The organism is Xanthocytophaga flava (assembly GCF_030068545.1).
Taxonomy (GTDB): Bacteria; Bacteroidota; Bacteroidia; order Cytophagales; family 172606-1; genus Xanthocytophaga; species Xanthocytophaga flava.
In genome coordinates this window covers 62,250-80,597 of the sequence record NZ_JASJOR010000025.1, presented here as the reverse complement: position 1 = coordinate 80,597, position 18,348 = coordinate 62,250, and the positions used below count along the sequence as shown (strand labels likewise).

The 18,348-nt window shown below is 38.8% G+C and carries 12 protein-coding genes; 8 read left to right on the top strand and 4 right to left on the bottom strand.

What is annotated here, in order from left to right:
• Window positions 1–142 precede the first annotated feature (142 nt).
• Entirely contained in the window at window positions 143–739 is a 597-nt protein-coding gene (locus QNI15_RS28540; RefSeq protein WP_314002497.1) for an HD domain-containing protein, read from the bottom strand.
• Between the two features lie 159 nt (window positions 740–898).
• On the opposite strand from QNI15_RS28540, the gene QNI15_RS28535 reads away from it, so the two are divergent.
• Window positions 899–1,579 carry a suppressor of fused domain protein gene (locus QNI15_RS28535; RefSeq protein ID WP_314002499.1) on the top strand — a complete coding sequence of 227 codons (681 nt, stop codon included), beginning with the start codon at window positions 899–901 and terminating at the stop codon, window positions 1,577–1,579.
• Between the two features lie 103 nt (window positions 1,580–1,682).
• Here the strand turns inward: QNI15_RS28535 and QNI15_RS28530 are convergent, their stop codons facing one another.
• The 3 genes from QNI15_RS28530 to QNI15_RS28520 all read right to left on the bottom strand — a co-directional run bounded on the left by QNI15_RS28530 (window position 1,683) and on the right by QNI15_RS28520 (window position 7,344).
• Window positions 1,683–2,657 carry a glycerophosphodiester phosphodiesterase gene (locus QNI15_RS28530; RefSeq protein WP_314002500.1) on the bottom strand — a complete coding sequence of 325 codons (975 nt, stop codon included), beginning with the start codon at window positions 2,655–2,657 and terminating at the stop codon, window positions 1,683–1,685.
• Window positions 2,658–2,890: 233 nt separating this feature from the next.
• Window positions 2,891–6,364 carry an ABC transporter permease/M1 family aminopeptidase gene (locus QNI15_RS28525; protein ID WP_314035074.1) on the bottom strand — a complete coding sequence of 1,158 codons (3,474 nt, stop codon included), beginning with the start codon at window positions 6,362–6,364 and terminating at the stop codon, window positions 2,891–2,893.
• A gap of 77 nt (window positions 6,365–6,441) precedes the next feature.
• Window positions 6,442–7,344, bottom strand: coding sequence for an ABC transporter ATP-binding protein (locus QNI15_RS28520; RefSeq protein WP_314035072.1), 903 nt, complete (start codon window positions 7,342–7,344; stop codon window positions 6,442–6,444).
• 214 nt (window positions 7,345–7,558) lie between these two features.
• On the opposite strand from QNI15_RS28520, the gene QNI15_RS28515 reads away from it, so the two are divergent.
• The 7 genes from QNI15_RS28515 to QNI15_RS28485 all read left to right on the top strand — a co-directional run bounded on the left by QNI15_RS28515 (window position 7,559) and on the right by QNI15_RS28485 (window position 18,329).
• A complete protein-coding gene (locus tag QNI15_RS28515) occupies window positions 7,559–9,058 on the top strand; it encodes a sensor histidine kinase (protein WP_314002506.1) in 1,500 nt (499 codons plus the stop codon).
• Window positions 9,055–9,771, top strand: a complete 717-nt coding sequence (locus QNI15_RS28510) for a LytR/AlgR family response regulator transcription factor (RefSeq protein WP_314002508.1) — start codon at window positions 9,055–9,057, stop codon at window positions 9,769–9,771. Before QNI15_RS28515 ends, QNI15_RS28510 begins: the two co-directional genes overlap by 4 nt.
• A gap of 188 nt (window positions 9,772–9,959) precedes the next feature.
• Window positions 9,960–11,249, top strand: a complete 1,290-nt coding sequence (locus tag QNI15_RS28505; RefSeq protein ID WP_314002510.1) for an NAD(P)/FAD-dependent oxidoreductase — start codon at window positions 9,960–9,962, stop codon at window positions 11,247–11,249.
• 686 nt (window positions 11,250–11,935) lie between these two features.
• The gene (locus QNI15_RS28500; RefSeq protein WP_314035070.1) at window positions 11,936–12,457 is read left to right on the top strand and encodes a YdeI/OmpD-associated family protein; all 522 of its coding nucleotides are present in this window, start codon (window positions 11,936–11,938) and stop codon (window positions 12,455–12,457) included.
• 270 nt (window positions 12,458–12,727) lie between these two features.
• Window positions 12,728–13,378, top strand: a complete 651-nt coding sequence (locus QNI15_RS28495; protein WP_314002514.1) for a hypothetical protein — start codon at window positions 12,728–12,730, stop codon at window positions 13,376–13,378.
• Window positions 13,379–13,924: 546 nt separating this feature from the next.
• Entirely contained in the window at window positions 13,925–16,063 is a 2,139-nt protein-coding gene (locus QNI15_RS28490; protein ID WP_314035068.1) for a tetratricopeptide repeat-containing sensor histidine kinase, read from the top strand.
• A 676-nt stretch (window positions 16,064–16,739) separates the two neighbouring features.
• Window positions 16,740–18,329 carry a GAF domain-containing protein gene (locus QNI15_RS28485; RefSeq protein ID WP_314035067.1) on the top strand — a complete coding sequence of 530 codons (1,590 nt, stop codon included), beginning with the start codon at window positions 16,740–16,742 and terminating at the stop codon, window positions 18,327–18,329.
• Window positions 18,330–18,348: the final 19 nt, after the last annotated feature.

The following is an 18,348-nucleotide window of genomic DNA, read 5'->3' as shown; positions in this document are numbered from 1 at the left end:
GTTAAACACGGCATTGACCCGGTTCAGCAGTTGAACTCTTTTCTTTGAAAGCTAATAGAGTATTTTTAATTGCTATATATATCAGTGAATTATCTGTGAGGGTAATGAGGTTTTTCCTTTGACGGCTTATGAAAAAATACGATTAGTGTTCTTTTTGGATAAATCCTTTCTCTACACTATCGTCAATTAATGCTTTGGCAAAACTCCACAAGGTTTCAGAACCATGAGCCATTGTCTGAACTTTTTGTACTACCTGCGCATACGAAATCTGATGTTCCTTCCAGGTACCTCCGCCATTGGAAACATTCTGTAATACAGGCTCCAGACGGTCTATAGATTTGGCAAAGCGAGCTTCAGGTGTTTCTGCTGCCTCAAACTCTTCCCATATCTCTGTAAATTCAAGGGCTTGTTCTGCCGGAAGTAAGCCAAACAATCGCTCCGCTGCCAGGCGTTCGGCATGGGTGTTGGTATGGTTAATCGCTGTGTCAAACAGAAATACATCACCCGCATCAATTTCGACCAGATCGTGGATCAACAGCATCTTTACTACCTTCATTGTATCTACTGGTTCATTGGCATGTTCTGCCAGAACCATTGCCATGATAGCCAGATGCCAGCTATGTTCAGCGTCGTTTTCTTTTCGCTGGCTATTAAAAAGACAGGTTTTACGCTGAATGTATTTGAGTTTGTCTATCTCCTGAATAAAGGCGATCTGCTTTAAAAGATATTCGAAGTTCATACAAATACGTGCTAAATTCTGTAAAGGTAGTTTTTAGACCACATAGATACAGAACATTTCCGAAAGATTAACTAACAGGTACAAATGACAAGAAAGTAACAACAGACTAGGTTCTCTCACGTATTAGACTTATACTCGCAAATACACTACTTCTTACCTATGCCCTCATTTGAAGAACTTACACAAGCTGCTGGCGAGCTTCGGAATGCTTACTGGCAACAAATCGGAGAACTGGCTCCAGATGTGATTTCACATTTGATCAATCCCGCTTTTATGGGTGGACCCGCCTGGCCTGCTTTACGACAGGCATTTGCTAAAATTACTACACCCACAACAATGATTCTAGCCAGTGATGGCCTTTCCGATCCTTATTCGGATGTTGACACCAACCCGGAAAATGCAGGCTACAATGGCCTGGGCCTGGAGATGTATGTTGAAACGCCAGAGATATTGCCTACATACGATCTGATCATGGAAAGCTGGCAGTTTGATGTCTTGTATCAGGTAAGCCAACTAGCTGCACAAAACGGGAATCTACTGGGGCTATTGAATAAATACCAGTTTCTTACAACCGAAATATACGCCAATAAAGTACCCGATGCATTCCGAAATTCAGCTGGTAGAGTAGGAGTGATTCTGGGCTTACCATCTGATAGTCGCTCCAATACGATGCAAGGCAATCTGGAAGAAATCCGTTTGGTCAATACCAAATTGCTGACATTGGATGAGTTGGAGTTTGTACTGGAAAAGAAGGAGAAGGGACGTATGGAACTGGCAGAATTGCTAATCCAACAGGGAAATGCCACTCTATCAGATCTTACCCGAAAGTCTGTTGTTTGAGGTTGTTGACTTGTATATCAACTATGCTATAAGTCTGAAAAAAAACAAAAAATCGTTGAGCATGCTTCATTGACAATAAGTTAAAAAGCATGCTCAATGAGAACTACTGTACAATCTCCAGAAGCATCTCAGGCTCATTGGTAGTAATAAAATCTACATTCTTTTGCAGAAGCCATTCCATCAGACTTTTCTCATTGACAGTCCAAACATTGACTGTTTGTTTTTTCTGATGCGCCTCCTCAAACCAGGACTCATTTTTCTTTAATATAGAATGATGATAGTCTAATCCATCTATATGATCAGCTGCCAGTTGAGCAGGAGAGAGTTCTCCATTCAGATACGCAACTTTGGCATGAGGCTCCATGCTTTTAATTTTTTTGCATACATCATAATCAAAGCTGATGTATTCTGCCCATGCCTGAGCCTTAAGTTCACGTACCATAGCTATTACTTTCTCAGTAAGTAGCAATGCCCTTTCTTTGCTCACTACAGAAGGTTTAAGTTCCAGAATAAGCCGTGTACGGTTTTGTTTCATTCCCTCCTGTAAATAAGACAAAAGAGTAGGCAGCGACTCTCCATTGCTCAGTTTGATTTGTGAAAGCTGGGAAGATTCTGTTTTCTCAATGGTAAATCCCTGGATCGCTGCATCATGATTGATGTAGGGAATAGAGTCAGCAGACAGGTGAATGTCAAATTCACTGCCCATACATCCTAGTGCAACCGCATTACGAAGAGCTGTAAGTGAATTCTCCGTAGTACCTGATTTCTTCCAGGCACCTCTGTGTGCAATTACCTTGTTGCGTATAAACTGATCTTTGACAATACGGAAGGTATTGGTTACTACTTTGCCTTCAGCAGTTGTTGCTTCAATAGTCACATCATGCCAGAAAGTGTTGGCAGGTAAGGTGTTGGGACGAACACTGAGTTGACCATTTTTCTTAATTGCAAATGCACTGGCTAAAGGGCCTTTTACTGCAAATTTTTTGTATACAGTGGTTTTTGTTGGATCTTCTGCTATGCCAATGATTTTGTTATCATCTGTATAGGTGTATCCCGAGAGGGTAAGTTGTTGCGCCATAGAGGATAAGGTACAAAAACAAATGAGAGATACAAGAAATATTCTTTTCATAGGCTTATACGAATAAGTGTGGCTGTAAAAATTGGTTTGTATAGCATAAATGCGGGGCCGAAGAATGGAAAAACTAACGAATGTGTGAAATTTTCTATGTAAAATATTGGTAACATAATCGTAACATACAAGAGAAAATAGAAGAAATTTATCTCATTTCTTTGTATGAATCAGCTAGTTGATCATTTCTTATGTGTCAATTGGTATACATTATTCTGTTTATTCTTATCCATAAAAGTGATATAAGGGTCCAGGACAATAGAATGAGGTTCTTTATTGACAATAAATGAAAGCCGGTTGGTTGGTTGATGGAAAGGATGCGACTTCAAGTAAAGTATCTCTGTGGTATCTGCTACCTTGTCTGGATCACAGGAAAATACGCCAATAGGTATTTGCTCGTGTATTTTCATCGCAATTTCTTTTTTACTGTTTAAGAGTTCACTTTTCTGTATATTGATATTCATGTCAATCTGAAATCTACCATCAGCAAGTTTGTGATAGGAGGCAGAAGGAATAGATAGATCATAAAATACTATCTTCTTAAACCATTCATCTATATGGGAGTGCAGCGAATCGGGAGAAACTATATATAGCTCGTTTAACAAGTCCTGTATGGATGCCTGTCTGTGAGGAATAGTATATTTTCGGAGTATGGCCTGCAAAGCCTGATTCACTTTGTCCGGGCCTATTGATTCCTTTAGAGCCTGCATCACAATAGCTCCTTTGTAGTAGTACACATAGGTCTGATTTGTTACCTGATCAAGAGGTACTTCTTTTACTCCTGCATATCCACGGGCAGCAAAGTACTCATCCCGTTTATTGCCTAGGTATTCCTGCAATCGATTTTTTCCATATTTCTTTTCTGTTAGCAGGGTTTCTGAATATTCTGCCAGGGTTTCGGTTAGCACCTTACTACCAGGCAAAGAAGCAGGTTCCAGTTGGTGTGCCCACCATTCGTGTGCCATCTCATGTGCCAGAATCGTATACGAATAATTTGTCTTTTGGCTATCGCTATAATCAGCCAGAAAGTTTACGGTTTCTGCTGTAAACAGTATGCCTGGATAGGCTGTAGCCGCTCCCCGATACTGTGGTATTTCTGTGATAGAGAGTTGTTTATGCTGATAGGGACCAAATGCCTGCTGGTAAGTGTCTAAAGACTGCCGAACTGACTCAAGCATGCTGGCTACATTGTAACTCTGTCCTGAAAGATAATACGCCTTTATCTGAATTCCTTTGTGATGGGTTTGTGCTTCCTGATAATTGGCAGAGGAAAGAGGAAAGGAAAAAGCGATGGTTTGGTCTGTCTTATAGTGAAAATAGCTTCTGCCAGTCTGTTGCCACTCTTTTTGCAGATTACCTACTGTAACTACTTTTTGTCCTTTTGACGTAGATACAATAGTCTCATAGTGTACCCAGTTGTAATATTGAGGTCTGGATAGGGCTGCGTAAGATGTAGATTTCTGAGCTGTAAGGCCTCTTTTGCTACGTTCTATCGGATTCTCCAATTCTATGTGATAAGCATAGCCAAGCAAAGGCAGATATTTTTCTAGCTCGATATAGGAACCATTGCTGACAACCGAATTTTCATTGTTAAACTGTGTAAAACCTGATCGGTTTACCTTTAGTAAAAATTGCATCGTTGTTTTTTGTCCTGGTTGTAGAGGTTTGTCAAACTGTAACCAGTAATGATGGAATACAGAATCGTGTCTGATAAGGCGGGCATTTTGTAGTGATATTGTACACTGCCCCACTTCGGAGTCCAACCAGACCAAAACCTTTTGGATGGGCACAGTTGTCTTATTTTGTAGCTGATAACTGCCTTTTACATGATACTCTCTTAATTCAGGGTAGAGGTCAACAGCCGTTTTTACATCTGTAATGATAGGCTGAGGAAGAGCTGCATACTGTTTGTACTTTTTTTCATAGGATGCACGGTAGTCTGCTTTTTCTCCTGAGCTAAGATAATTGTGTACTTTGTTTGTCTGATAGAATATATAACTTCCACATGCTGAAAATAGGAGCAGGCATACTAGTAACCAGCTTTTCTGCCACTTTCCTGAAAAGAACTGAGCTTGTTGAATGCGAGTTCTGAAAGAAAGATGCTCTCCTCGTATCCATAGGGTATAGGCAATGGCAACTAGAATACCCATAAAAGCACTCCAGTAGCCCATATACCAGTGAAAAGCCTGAGCATAGTGACCAAATCCATTGAATGCAGAATGTAGAAGGGTAGGAGTCTGGGCAAATCGTAGCAGATAATGTTCAACCCCTGGTATTTGATTCGTAATAAGTAGTAAAAGAAGACATCCTGACACAATCATACCCAGGTATTTGTTGCCAATCACTAGCTGGAGAACTATAATCAGCAGGCCAATAAGAAAAAGTGGCAAGCCACTATAGTAGAGCAGAGATAAATATACTGAACATTCAAAGGTATAGTAGTTATGGAAGAGTTGTACACTTATGCCCGTCAAACAGTTTAATACAATCAGCGTTACCACCAGAAAAGCCATTGTGGCTACTTTGGACAAGAACAGTACAAGATTTGAAACCGGAGTAGTATCTATCAGTGCATCTGTTTTGACAGTGCGTTCATGCCAGAGGAGTTCCATGCTGTAAAACAACAGAATAAGAATAGCTAGTTTCGTTTCCAGAATTTCATTAACAATCAAGCTGGTTGTTGGGTAAAACGAGATGCCAAAAGCTCCATTTGTCATCGATTCACTCACTTCGATGCTAAGATAAAATACCCAGAGTACCAGCATGGCTATGAATGCAATATTCCCAAACATCTGTTTCACAGAAAGCCAGGTTTGTCCGATAAACATCCTTGCCTGAGTTGTCGGTAAAAATGTATTGGACAAGACCCGGTTATATGCTGTTGGCGTATAGGATTGCTCTTTTTTAGATTTTTGTTTGGTAAGCTTGTTTGGTAGTATACGAAACGAAGCGAGTTTGCAGGTAAGTGCAAACAGAAGCAGGCTTAGGCCGATCCATAGAAGCCTGTTTGCCAGGAATGAACCTTCCAGTGAAAGCAATTGTGTATTACGTTGAGTAGAAGGCCAGAAGCGGGTTGTTCCAAAAAAAGCTACCAGTCCATAGGGATCAAGTAAGACAGAGAGAAAATTATCCTGAGAGCTTTTGAACGTGGAGGATGCCATCAGAGGTGAATTACCCAGAATAGAAGCCACCATATACAAAATGTACACTCCCACTCCTGCAATGTAGGTGAGAATCGAACTACGTGTCAACAGAGCTACGGCAAAAATCACTGTGGTATTAAAGAGAATATTGGGTATCCCTAATTCCAGCAATGGATATAAGTAATATGAGGAGTGAAAAGGCCCAATATAGGCCGATTGAACCAAAAATAGCCCAAGTAACATCCCCATTACAATCATGAAGAGAATGAATAGTGTTGGTAGAAGTAATCCGGCAAAACGAGAGATCAGATACTGGAATTTACTGATGGACGTAGCATAAACCAGCGAATCCATTTTGTGTGTACTATCTCGTAAAACCACATTGGCTGCAAAGACAGTAGTACCAAATAATAGAAACAAAGAAAATAAACTAAGAATTACTGAAATAGCATAGGGAGAGTTCTTATATACTTCCTCGCCTCCGAAGCCACCTTTGACAGAGATGAACCCCATGACAAAAAACAGTAGTACGGCAATTTTGAATGAGATTTGTCTGAAATGATACCTCCATTCAAAAGTAATAAGCTGAATTAACATACACTTATCTCCTTTCCAGTGGATTGTGTACCAAACAAAACCGAGAAATACACATCTTCCAGATCAGGTTCCAGCAGAGTAAATCCTGCTTCCGGTTGATAGTCAGACAATACTTGAATTTGTGTTTTGCCGGCCAGTAAGCGAACAGACAATACAGATAAGGCTTTCTGGTAGTGTGGAAGTTGGTCTCTGGTTATTGTTTTGTGCCAGACGCGTCCTTTCAGAGTTTGGATTAATGAAGCTGGTTCACCTTGCAATACAATTTTGCCACCTGCCAATATGGCCATACGGGGGCATAGTTCTCTTACATCTTCTACAATATGCGTCGACAACAACAGAACAACATTTTCGCCGATTTCACTCAGCAGATTCAGAAAGCGATTGCGTTCCTGTGGATCTAATCCTGCAGTGGGTTCGTCCACAATAATCAGACGGGGACTACCCAATAATGCCTGTGCAATGCCAAAGCGTTGTTTCATGCCACCAGAAAAAGTCCCTACAGCTTTGTTGCGAACAGCATATAGATTGGTTTGTTCCAGTAGAGCCAGTGCCTGTTCTCTACGTTGTTTTCTGGAAAGGATACCCTTTAACAGTGCCATGTGGTCAAGTAGTTCGAAAGCTGACATACGGGGGTATACACCAAATTCCTGAGGCAGGTATCCTAGCTGACTTCTTAGTGTTTGTGGGTTTTGATGAATATCTATATCTCCAAAAAGTATTTGTCCCTCATCGGGCTTTTGTAAGGTGGCGATGGTACGCATCAGTGAGGATTTTCCTGCCCCGTTTGGACCCAGTAACCCAAACATGCCTTGAGGGATATGTAACGAAACACTATCCAGTGCTTTGGTTTCGGAAGAATAACTCTTGCTAATGCTGCGGATCTCTAATGTTTGCATAGATCTGTCGTGGATTAAAATTATTCACAAAGGATCTGGAGAATCATCAGATCACCAACTTATAATGATGACAGCTGTTAAAGTGATGATGAAGAGTATATTATTTTCGGAAGATAGCTAGACGGAATGTTTATCATGAAAATACCGCCTTTGATCATTTTAATTTGATTTAGGGTTTTAAATATATCTTCTTTGGTGGTTTGTAAATCATACTATGAATGCATTCCCGAAAAAGATAGAAGCTTTTTTCCTGACTAGTGATGTTTGGGTCTATGGTGGATTGATACTCTTTGGCAGCTTATATAAAACCAATGAATATTCTCCCTATAGCTGGACAGAATATATGTCTTACACCATGCAGTTGACTATTCTTTTCTGCCCTGTATTGTTGTTTGAAAGCTTTAGAGAATACCTTGTTCGTTCCTTCAGAACTAGATATTATATTGTTGCCTGTGTTGTTTGTTTTGTAGGCTATTTGCCTGTGTTTACCTGGTGGTATCCGAATGTTGAGATATGTTGTGGTATTCTTTTGCCTGCAGATTTTCTGATCACGATGGCCTTGTTGGTAATCGGTTTAAAAGTTGTACTGGAAGCCAATCGGTATCTTCGAAAAAAGATTCCGTCCAGAGCCTGGGTACGATTTCTGGAGCTGGACACCATGATTTTACTTTCTATGTTGCTAATAACCCTTATACTGGCTCTGATGACCGTTTCCAGTATGAATAACCCGGAGTATCATACCAAAGAACAACTTCTGATAGGATATGTTTTCGACTTTCAGAAGATCATACATAATCTCTGGTCTTTGGTACTGATTTGGGGACAGTTCTTTATTACCTACTTTGCGTTTTTCTTCTTCTATTATATAAACCGGCATTTTCTGATTCCCAAACTGCTAAAGCAGAGAGGGTTTATTACTTATTTTCTTGCTACAATAGCATGTATAGTGTTGTTCTACCCTATATGGGCACAAATAATTATGTTTTTGCCTATCAATATGTTGTTAGGAGGGATGGTTACTTCGGCTTTTCATGGAGAAAACGGTTGGGGTGCCTTTGCTATTATTGCCATCAGTCTACCTCTGGTGCTGACTCTTCAGTGGTTCCGGCAAAATAACCAGATTATCGCCTTGGAAAAGGCAAAGGCGCAGACAGAACTGGATTTATTGAAGCAACAGGTAAACCCACATTTTTTCTTCAATACCTTGAACAATTTGTATTCGTTAAGTCTGGCAAAATCAGATCAGACCCCTGAACTTATTTTGCAGCTCTCTGATCTGATGCGGTATGTGATCTACAAAGGCAAAGAGCAAAAAGTAGCTATAGAAGAAGATATAGCATATATAGATGACTATATTCGTCTGCAACAGATCCGGTTACATAAAGAGCTAGACTTCCGGTTTGAGAAACAAATACAAGATAACAAACTTCAGATACCACCTTTGCTACTAATCACACTGGTTGAGAATGCATTTAAGCATGGTATAGAACCTGCGGAAGGAAAAACAAAGTTATACCTGCATTTATATAGTGATACACAAAGCCTTTTGTTTACATCGATAAATACTTTTGAACCAGGAGTGATACAACAGAAAGGCATTGGGCTGGAAAATCTCAAACAAAAGCTGATACTTCTTTTTCCTGAGAAACATGAATTACTTTTACAGTCAGAAGGAACTACTTATACAGCGAAGTTGAAATTACTCTTCTTATGAAACTCTCTGCACTGATTATTGATGATGAACCTCTGGCACACGATGTTATTCTTCGGTACCTGGAAGATGTGTCTTTTGTTCAGGTAGTAGGGCAATGCTATCAGGCATCAGAAGCTATACAGGTAGTAAACACCCAAAAGATAGATCTGATTTTTTTAGATATCCGGATGCCCAGAATACAAGGACTGGATTTACTACGGACTCTTCGCCAGAAGCCTCTGGTAATTATCACTTCTGCCTATCAGGAATATGCATTGGAAAGCTTTGAACTGGATGTGTGTGATTACCTGCTAAAGCCGTTTCGGTTTGATCGTTTTCTGAAAGCTGTTCAAAAAGCCTATGAATTGTATCAACTGAAAAACCAGGAAGGGAGCAATCTGCCTGGTGTTAGTGAACCTGCTCCAGAACAACAGATTTTTATTAAATCTGATAAACGTTTCATCCAACTAAATCTGAAGGATATCTATTATCTGGAAGCCTATGGCAATTATATAAAGATTTGGCTGGAGGATCGCTATCATCTTACCATGCGTACCATGGGTAGTTTTGAAGATCAATTGCCTGAAAATGATTTTATTCGTGTACACAAATCTTTCATTGTTAACAAAAATCATGTAGCTTACCTGGAAGGTAAAATGGTAATCTTAAAAAATAACAAAAGAATTCAGGTTGGGAAGAACTATACACAGGCATTTAAGGGTTTTATACAATAGAGGGGGAGATTATCATCAAAGAGTCTATGGCATACTTTTAGACATATAGAAAAAAGGATAGGAATACCCAAGAATAGAGAGATATTGTGAGGGAGAATGGTAGTGGAAAACGGATTATATGGCTAAGCATAGTATTTTGAGTCCGAGATCATACCAACCTATTATTTTTTATATAAACCTTTACGGCAATGAAAATTGTAGTAGTGGGCGGCGGATTCGCTGGAATCAACTTCGTTAAGTCGCTATCACATGACAAACAGTTTGAGATAACTCTTGTCGACAAGAATAACTATCATTTCTTTCCACCACTTTTGTATCAGGTGGCCACTGCTTTTATTGAGCCTTCTAATATAAGTCACCCTTTCCGCAGAATGTTTCAGCATAAGGATAATTTGCGGTTTCATATGGGAAGTCTTGTCAGAATAAACCCACAGAACAATACAATTGAGACAGATACAGGTATACTGCCTTATGACTATCTGATCCTGGCTATGGGTACTGAAACCAACTATTTTGGTATAGAAGGAGTTGCTCAGAAGGCTCTGCCTATGAAAACCATTGATGAGGCACTGGTACTTCGAAATCAGTTGCTGATGAATATGGAGAAGGCTGTGAGAGCAAAAACTAAAGAAGAACGGGATTGCTATCTGAATATAGTGATCGCTGGAGGAGGTCCTACCGGAGTAGAACTGGCAGGTATGCTGGCAGAGCTGGGACAATATACAGCAGAAAAAGAATATCCTGAAATTAAGGACTTTGGATCACACATTTACCTGGTTGATGCAGGCCCTGTCTTGCTGGCTCCAATGAGTACCAAAGCCCAGAAAGAAGCTGCTCATGTACTGGAAAAGCTAGGTGTAAATGTTATTCTGAATACACCTGTAAAAGATTATCGGGATGGAAAGGTGTTTCTGGCAGATGGAAGTACCATTGAAACCAATGCTTTATTATGGGCTTCTGGGGTAATTGCCAGAGAAGCTCCTGGCCTGGCCCCTGAAGTTATTACTCGGGGGAGACGTATTCTGGTAAATGAATACAATCAGGTACAGGGAACAACTAATATCTTTGCTTTGGGTGATCAGTGTATGCAGTTGTCAGATCCGAAGTTCCCGAAAGGTCATCCACAGGTGGCGCAGGTCGCTATACAACAAGGTGCATTGCTGGCTAAAAACCTGAAGCGGTTGAAGGACAATGAATCATTAAAACCTTTCCGGTACAACGACAAGGGTAGCATGGCAATCATCTCCAAATACAAAGCGGTTGCCGATCTGCCTGGATTCTCTTTCAAAGGTTTCTTTGCCTGGATGGTTTGGTTGTTTATTCACATTATACCATTGGTTGGCTTTAGAAATAAAATGCGTTTGGCCTTTAGCTGGATGTGGTCATTTATTACCAACGATCCTACCTTGCGACTTATTATTCGTCCAAATGCAGCTACAATCCAAAAAGAGAAAGAAGCAGAACTACATAATGTCTAAGTATATACCAGAACCAGACTAATAAAGTCTGGTTCTTTTTTTATGTCTCTGGTTTTCTTCAATGATAGAGAATCGTCATTGATCTTATCCAGAGTTTTGAATTTGTTTTTCATGTATTCTACAAACAGCTAGGAACACGATCCAGTACATCCAGAGACTTACGAATCAGCCATGTTGGAACTGCATAGGTGAGTGTTCCTGTAATGACTCGGATATTTGCCTTGTGTATGGCATTGAATTCAAAGTCAATAGATGAAGATCAAAGACTCCATCCTGAGGTTCTACTGTACTCTACATCAACTCTGCTATACGAGACACATTAATTCCTGTTTGTTTCATCATTTGGATATCTTTCTCCAGTCGTTCGTATTGCACTCTTTATAACAAGCAACACCATTCAGCATATAGTCTGTTTTGTTGGACTGGCTATAAATCTGAATGTATAAAATGGAAAGTGGGATACTAAAGAAGATGTATTTTCTTGAAATCAGGAGTATGTAGTAGGTAGGGTATAAGAAGGTAGATAATGAATGAGTTTAGAGAAGTTGTAAGTGTATGTCTGAATAGCGGGATGCCTGTAAAATTTGCCAGATACAGAGCATCAGTGTATTTGTTTTTGTAGCTGTCAGGTGGATGGTTTGAGAACAAACAACATACGTTAAATTCAACTACTTTTGATAAATTTGATGAAAGATGATTATATCCCACTACCTGATGAGAAGATGGAACAAAACCAAAAAGTAACATTTGCTGCTAAAATTGAACAGCATAATGAGATGGATGCTGGCTATATCGCATTTCCGTATGATGTACAGGAATTGTATGGAGTAAAAGGACAGGTAAAAGTAAAAGCATTGCTTGATGGAAAAGTGCTTTATCGGGGTAGCCTTGCTAATATGGGGGCGGGTTGCCATAGACTAGGGATGACAAAAGCTATCCGCAAAGAACTCAATAAAACATTTGGTGATATAGTGGATGTAGAAATAGAGAAAGATACAGAGGAAAGAGTGGTTGAACTTCCAGAAGATGTGATTCCATTATTAGAGGCTAATCCTGAGGCAAAATCTTATTTTGAAAAATTGTCTTATACCAATCGAAAGGAATACATTGTCTGGATTGAGTCTGCTAAAAAAGCTGAAACTCGTACTCAGCGGCTTACTCTCTTTATAGAGAAGCTCAATCAGCATAAAAAATATTCGGATAAATAAGTAAATAATGCCTTTACACGGGATAACTCTACGATCTTGTAAGCAATTTAAAACAATGAGATTAGTGAATTTTTATAAACACATGCAGACAGGTATAAGCTATTGCTTCCTATTGGGTTGGCTACTTTGCTCCTGTTCTGAAACTAAATCTAACCACAATCAATCCATTCAGGATACTGCGGCTGTCTTACTACAACAGGATAGTACATCCGTTTTTACTACTACTGCTCTTGTAGAAGATACTACAGTCCGCTTTGATATGTCAGAGGTGTGCCTTCTGAACCTGATACCAAAATCAAGATCCTGGAGACTGGAAATTTTCATAACAATGAAGTATGGAAAGGTGCAGACAATAAGCAATGGTACGGACTATTTCAGACTACTACTGGGTATTATGTGAAGAAAACTATTGTTCAGGTGAAAACTGTATATGATGCGCTTTTGGATACTAAGTATGTATGGTCTGGAAGACAAGTTTCCGTATCAGATAAGGACACTTGCCTTTTACTTATTACAGGTATAAGTCTGCCTGAGAGAAATATAGATACAGTTGTGATGTCACAAAAGACAATTTGGCCAAGCGAAAAAAATTCTTTTACAGTGGATTCTATCACCTATACGTTGCGAGCTACAGGAAAGAGACAAAAGATCAGTAATGAGGTATCAGACTATCGTTTGTATATCTCCATCATTAAAGATGGTGTAGAAAAACAGCAACTTCTGGTTGAGCATGATGTATTTGATGATACTATGACTGTTGTTATGTGGGTAGGAGATTTGGATGGTGACTATAAGCCCGATGCTATTATTGATGTCTCCAATCATTATAATAATCATAGACCTGCCTTATTTTTATCAGGAGAAGCCAGTGAAAAGGAGATAATGAAAAAAGTAGCTGAGTTTTCACAACTGGGATGTTAATGAAGACTAATATCTGTTTGAAAATACCTGATGACAAAGGAAAAGAAGATGTTTGAAAGACAATGAAATAGTTGACTTGTTCTCTTCTGACCTATTATTATTTGGCCGGTTATATTCTTTTGCTGGTTACTTATTATTTTTCTTACTATCCTAAGAAGCAGATTATGATATTTTTAGATACTTTGGTAGATTTGTATAAAACCGGGCTAAATTTAGATAAAATCTCGAAACTGTATGTTTTGTCATTTCTTGTTATCCATTGTGACAAAAATGAATGGATTATTGAGTTACTTTTTGGGAACTACTACTTTGGGTAGTATATATTTTTTTGAAAATCAGACAGAAACAAATAGTTTGTACCTGAAATTTCTCAAACCTGTATACATTGACCTGATACACTTACCCCTAATACGTTAGAATCTCACAACCATAAGAGAAATCTGCGTGTCACATATAAAATGTGCTTTCAGAAGTACAATGCTGTTTTCAGTTAGAAAATGGTATTATATAAACGTTATACCATTCTTTTTTTGACCTTGTTTCCTTGTGAAAATCTATTCTGAAATACGTGTATTTTATCTCATAGCATTTTTTTTTGTAGGTGTTGTAGATAGTTTGGTTGCTCAGCATCAGGCAATAGATACTACTATTAGTGAATTAGCTCGTACCACACCCACTACTTATCGGACTACCTATCGAAAACTTGAGAATAACCTGCGTCTGGCAGCAGATCAACTATCTGATGAGGAATTGATAAGTATACTGGGCAAGATACAGAATGCCACCAGGCATTTGTCTTTTAAAGGACCTCTGGCTGCAGGATATCGGATGGAAGCGGTCATTTATGAACTAACGAATCATGTTTCTCAAGCACTTGACGCTGCTGTACGAGCTTGCCGATTGGCTCGTAGTTATCATTTGCCTGTTGAACTGGCAGATGACCTTGCCCAGACAGGAAATGTCTATAATTCTTTGGATCAGGCAGATTCTAGTCTAAAGTATTATCTCAATGCACTAAATATATATGCAAGTACTAAGCAACAATTATCTCAGGGGCGAATTCTCTATCGAATAGGAAATCTTTTTTATCACACTAAACAGGAAAAACTTTCTCTTTCCTACCTACAGAAGGCATTAGATATCAGTGCAGATTCTCTGGATTCTCGTTCTCATATTAGCTTGCTGAATACGATTGGCTTGATTTATCGTAATCAAAAGCAATATACAAAGGCTATAAATTATAATAAGCAGTCATTAAAGCTGGCTGAAGAAGTAAAAGATAGTGCCTGGATTGGGATAAATTATGGTAACATCGGGCATATATATGAGCTGAAACATAATTATACTACAGCCCTGAAATATTATCAGGCTAACCTGGAGCTAAGTCGTAAATTTATGATATGGGGGGATGTTGTCACTACCATGAGCAGAGTAAGCCAAATCTATACAAAAGAACAAAAATATGCTCAGGCCAAACAGGTGTTGGCGAATGCTCGCTTATTAGCGATGCGTGAAAAGGAATACGATGATCTGATAGAGGTATATCAATCGTATGTAGATTGCTACCAACATGCTAACCAGTTTGATAGTGCATTTTATTATCAGCAACTGTACTATCAGGTAAAAGATTCTTTGGGGCGACAATCATTTAATACTGAGGTTGAACATATACGTGTTTCTTTTGAATTCGATAAAAAACAGGGAGAAATAGAGTTGTTGAAAAAAAACAATGCTGTCATCACGGCTTCAGAACAAAAGAAGGAATCCTGGTTACTTGCTTCTTCTTTTCTGTTGGTTTGCACAACATTGTTTGCCGGACTGTTGTATAGAAGTAATCATCAGAAAAATAAGGCAAATCGGTTATTGATCACTCAGCAAAGGGAACTGTTTGAAAAAAATGAGGAGATAAACCGACAAAACGAAGAAATATTGGATTTGAATAATCATCTGGAAGAAAGTGTAGCTGAACGAACTGAGGAATTACAAATTGCTCATGATAATCTGGTAAAACAAAATCAGAATCTGGAACAGTTTACCTACATTATTTCGCATAATCTTCGGGCGCCTATTGCTCAGATCATGGGTTTGGTTGGGATCTTTAGTGAAAGCCAGCAGAATGGTTCAGCGACTCCTCAAATGCTCGAGTACCTGAATCGTTCGGCTAGTAATCTGGATATGATTGTCAATGACCTGAATGATATTCTGCTAATGCGTAATCAGGCAGATGCTGTACGGGAACCTGTACATCTGGATGAGGTTGCACAAACAGTATTGGAAAGTTTGAAAGGACCCATTGCTAATACCCAGGCGCAGGTACTAACTGATTTTTCAGATGTACAAGTAATTACTGCTATAAGAAGTTATTTGACAAGTATTCTTTATAATCTACTTTCTAATGCAATCAAATACCGTAGTCCTGATCGGTCCCTTATTGTTACTATTCAGACATTACAGGTAGATAAATATGTATGTGTGTCTGTACAGGATAATGGTTTAGGTATGGATCTGACAAAGAATGATCCCAAAAAACTCTTTAAGCTCTACCATCGAATGCATTTTCATACAGAAGGAAAAGGTATGGGATTGTTTATTGTAAAGGAACAGGTTGATGCTATGAATGGTAAGATTGAGGTAGATAGTGAACCCAACAAAGGAACAACATTCCGTATTTATTTGCCTTCATAGTATATACAGACTCAACTGATAGAATATCGTCATAATTTCAATGGAGTTGCAACATGATTATGGATGGGATTTTATCTACCGTAAATGAGCTTAAAGAAGATAATCTGAAGAAAATAGTAAAAATGAGTATATATACTTGTTTGTCAACATTGGTCACATGTAAGTACTTGGTCTATAGAAGTGGGTGATACACTATAATTTATTAAAAATGATAGTGAAATAGAGTGTTTATTTGATAATAATCAATTTTATTGCTAAACAAGAATTTTAGAGAAATACAGTGAAACTCTGTATTTTGAGAATATTTACTTAGTTTTTAATAATGAAGTGTTTAAGTATTTATACTATTAACTAGATAATGAGCTAAAAGTGAGAAAAAATAGTGAAGTTTAAAATTTTAATGGGTTGAGTTAATAATGGTTGTATTTGTAATCGTTTGAAGATAAGGGTGTTGTAAGTTTTTGTTTTTGACTAAGCTGTTCTGCATTTTTGATTCACTGTACCTTTGTGTTGATTTTTTTTGAAGTGAAGTTAAACTCATTTTCACAACGAAAAACGTACAGGCATGTATTCTTTCCATAATTTCTCTATAAGCAGGAAACTTCTTGTTATTTTCTCAGTAGTGCTTCTTATAGAGGTAATAAGTTTTATTCCGTTGCGGAATTTTATTGCCAGCATGAACCTCAATTCACAACTGGTAGATGTGGCAGGTCGTAACCGGATGCTTTCTCAGCGAATTGCAGCGTTTAGTCTACTGGCTACATCTGCTACAGGCGATATGGCTGCTTCTGCAAAAGAAGAATTAAGCAAGGCACTGACATTGCATATTTCATCTGTTAAAGTGCTCAAGGAGGGTGGAGTCCCTGCCCAGACTGAAACCTATATGTTGTTTCCACCTGCATCACCACAGGTATTGGCTGAATTGAATGAAGTAGAGACTTTGTTATCAGACTATCAGGATCGAACCAAGACATTGACAGAAGCAGATGTGTCAGTTGAAACGAAAAAAGATTCTGCAACGATAGCACTAGCTAGTATTCAGATGCAGAAAAGCAGTAATCAGTTAGGGCAGAAAATAATAAAAGGTGCTTTGCTGGTACATAACCAGAAAGTGGTGTCTCTATTGGTTCAACAGGCAGAAATCACTAAAACGAATTTTAATATCTATCTTCTGTTTTTACTGCTGGTAAACGTATCTCTTTTAGGAGGTGTATATTGGGCTGTTAAGCAGCTAATTGGAAAACCTATTGAGGAAATATCCACCATTTCTGACCGAATTGCTGATGGTGATTTATCCCGACAAATTGCCTATGAATCTGCTGATGAAATGGGACGTATTGCCAGATCGATTAATCTTCTGATTTCGGACCTGAAAAATTCAGCAGCTTTTGTCAATGAGATTGAAAAAGGCAACCTGGAAGCTACATACAAAGTGAAAGTGAACGATCAGATTACTGTAGAAGATAATTTGCCTAAGGCAATTTTGCAGATGAGAGATCGGCTACGTCAGATTTCTATTGAAGATGCTCGGCGTAACTGGCTAAATGAAGGATTAGCTCAGTTTAATGAAGTGATTCGTACACAAGCTGAAGATCTGAATGAGTTATCTCTTGTATTGATAAGGCAATTGATAAAATATCTTCCGGCTAATCAGGGAGGAATCTATCTGTTTTCTGGCAATATGGATAGAGCTAGAGGACTTGAGTCTGGAGCTTATCTTGAACTACTGGCCTGTGTAGCATTTAATCGGCGTAAATACATAGACCAGCGTGTTCCAGTGGAAGAAGGATTACTGGGATCTTGTGTACTGGAGGGACAAAGTATTTTATTGACACAGATACCTCATACCTATCTGCGTATTACATCTGGATTAGGTGAAGAAACTCCTGCATGCCTTTTGTTAGTGCCCTTATTTAATAATCGCAAAGAAGTAATAGGAGTAATTGAACTGGCATCGTTTGAGAAATTTGAGTCTCATCAGCAGGATTTTGTAGAGAGGTTATCTGAAATGATTGGTTCTACTTTCCAGAATGTACGAAATGCGCAGGAAACCAAACATCTTCTGGCTCAGACACAACAGTTGAGCGAGGAAATGAAGGCTCAGGAAGAAGAACTACGTCAGAATCTGGAAGAGTTAATGGCTACACAGGAAGAAATGAGACGCCGAGAGTCTCAAAATCAGAAAGAACCAGCGACACAAGCGCATTTTGTGTACGTAAAAGGAGACGGAATGATGAAGTGGGCTAAGAAAAATCAAACGACATGATAGATAGGAAGAATATCTG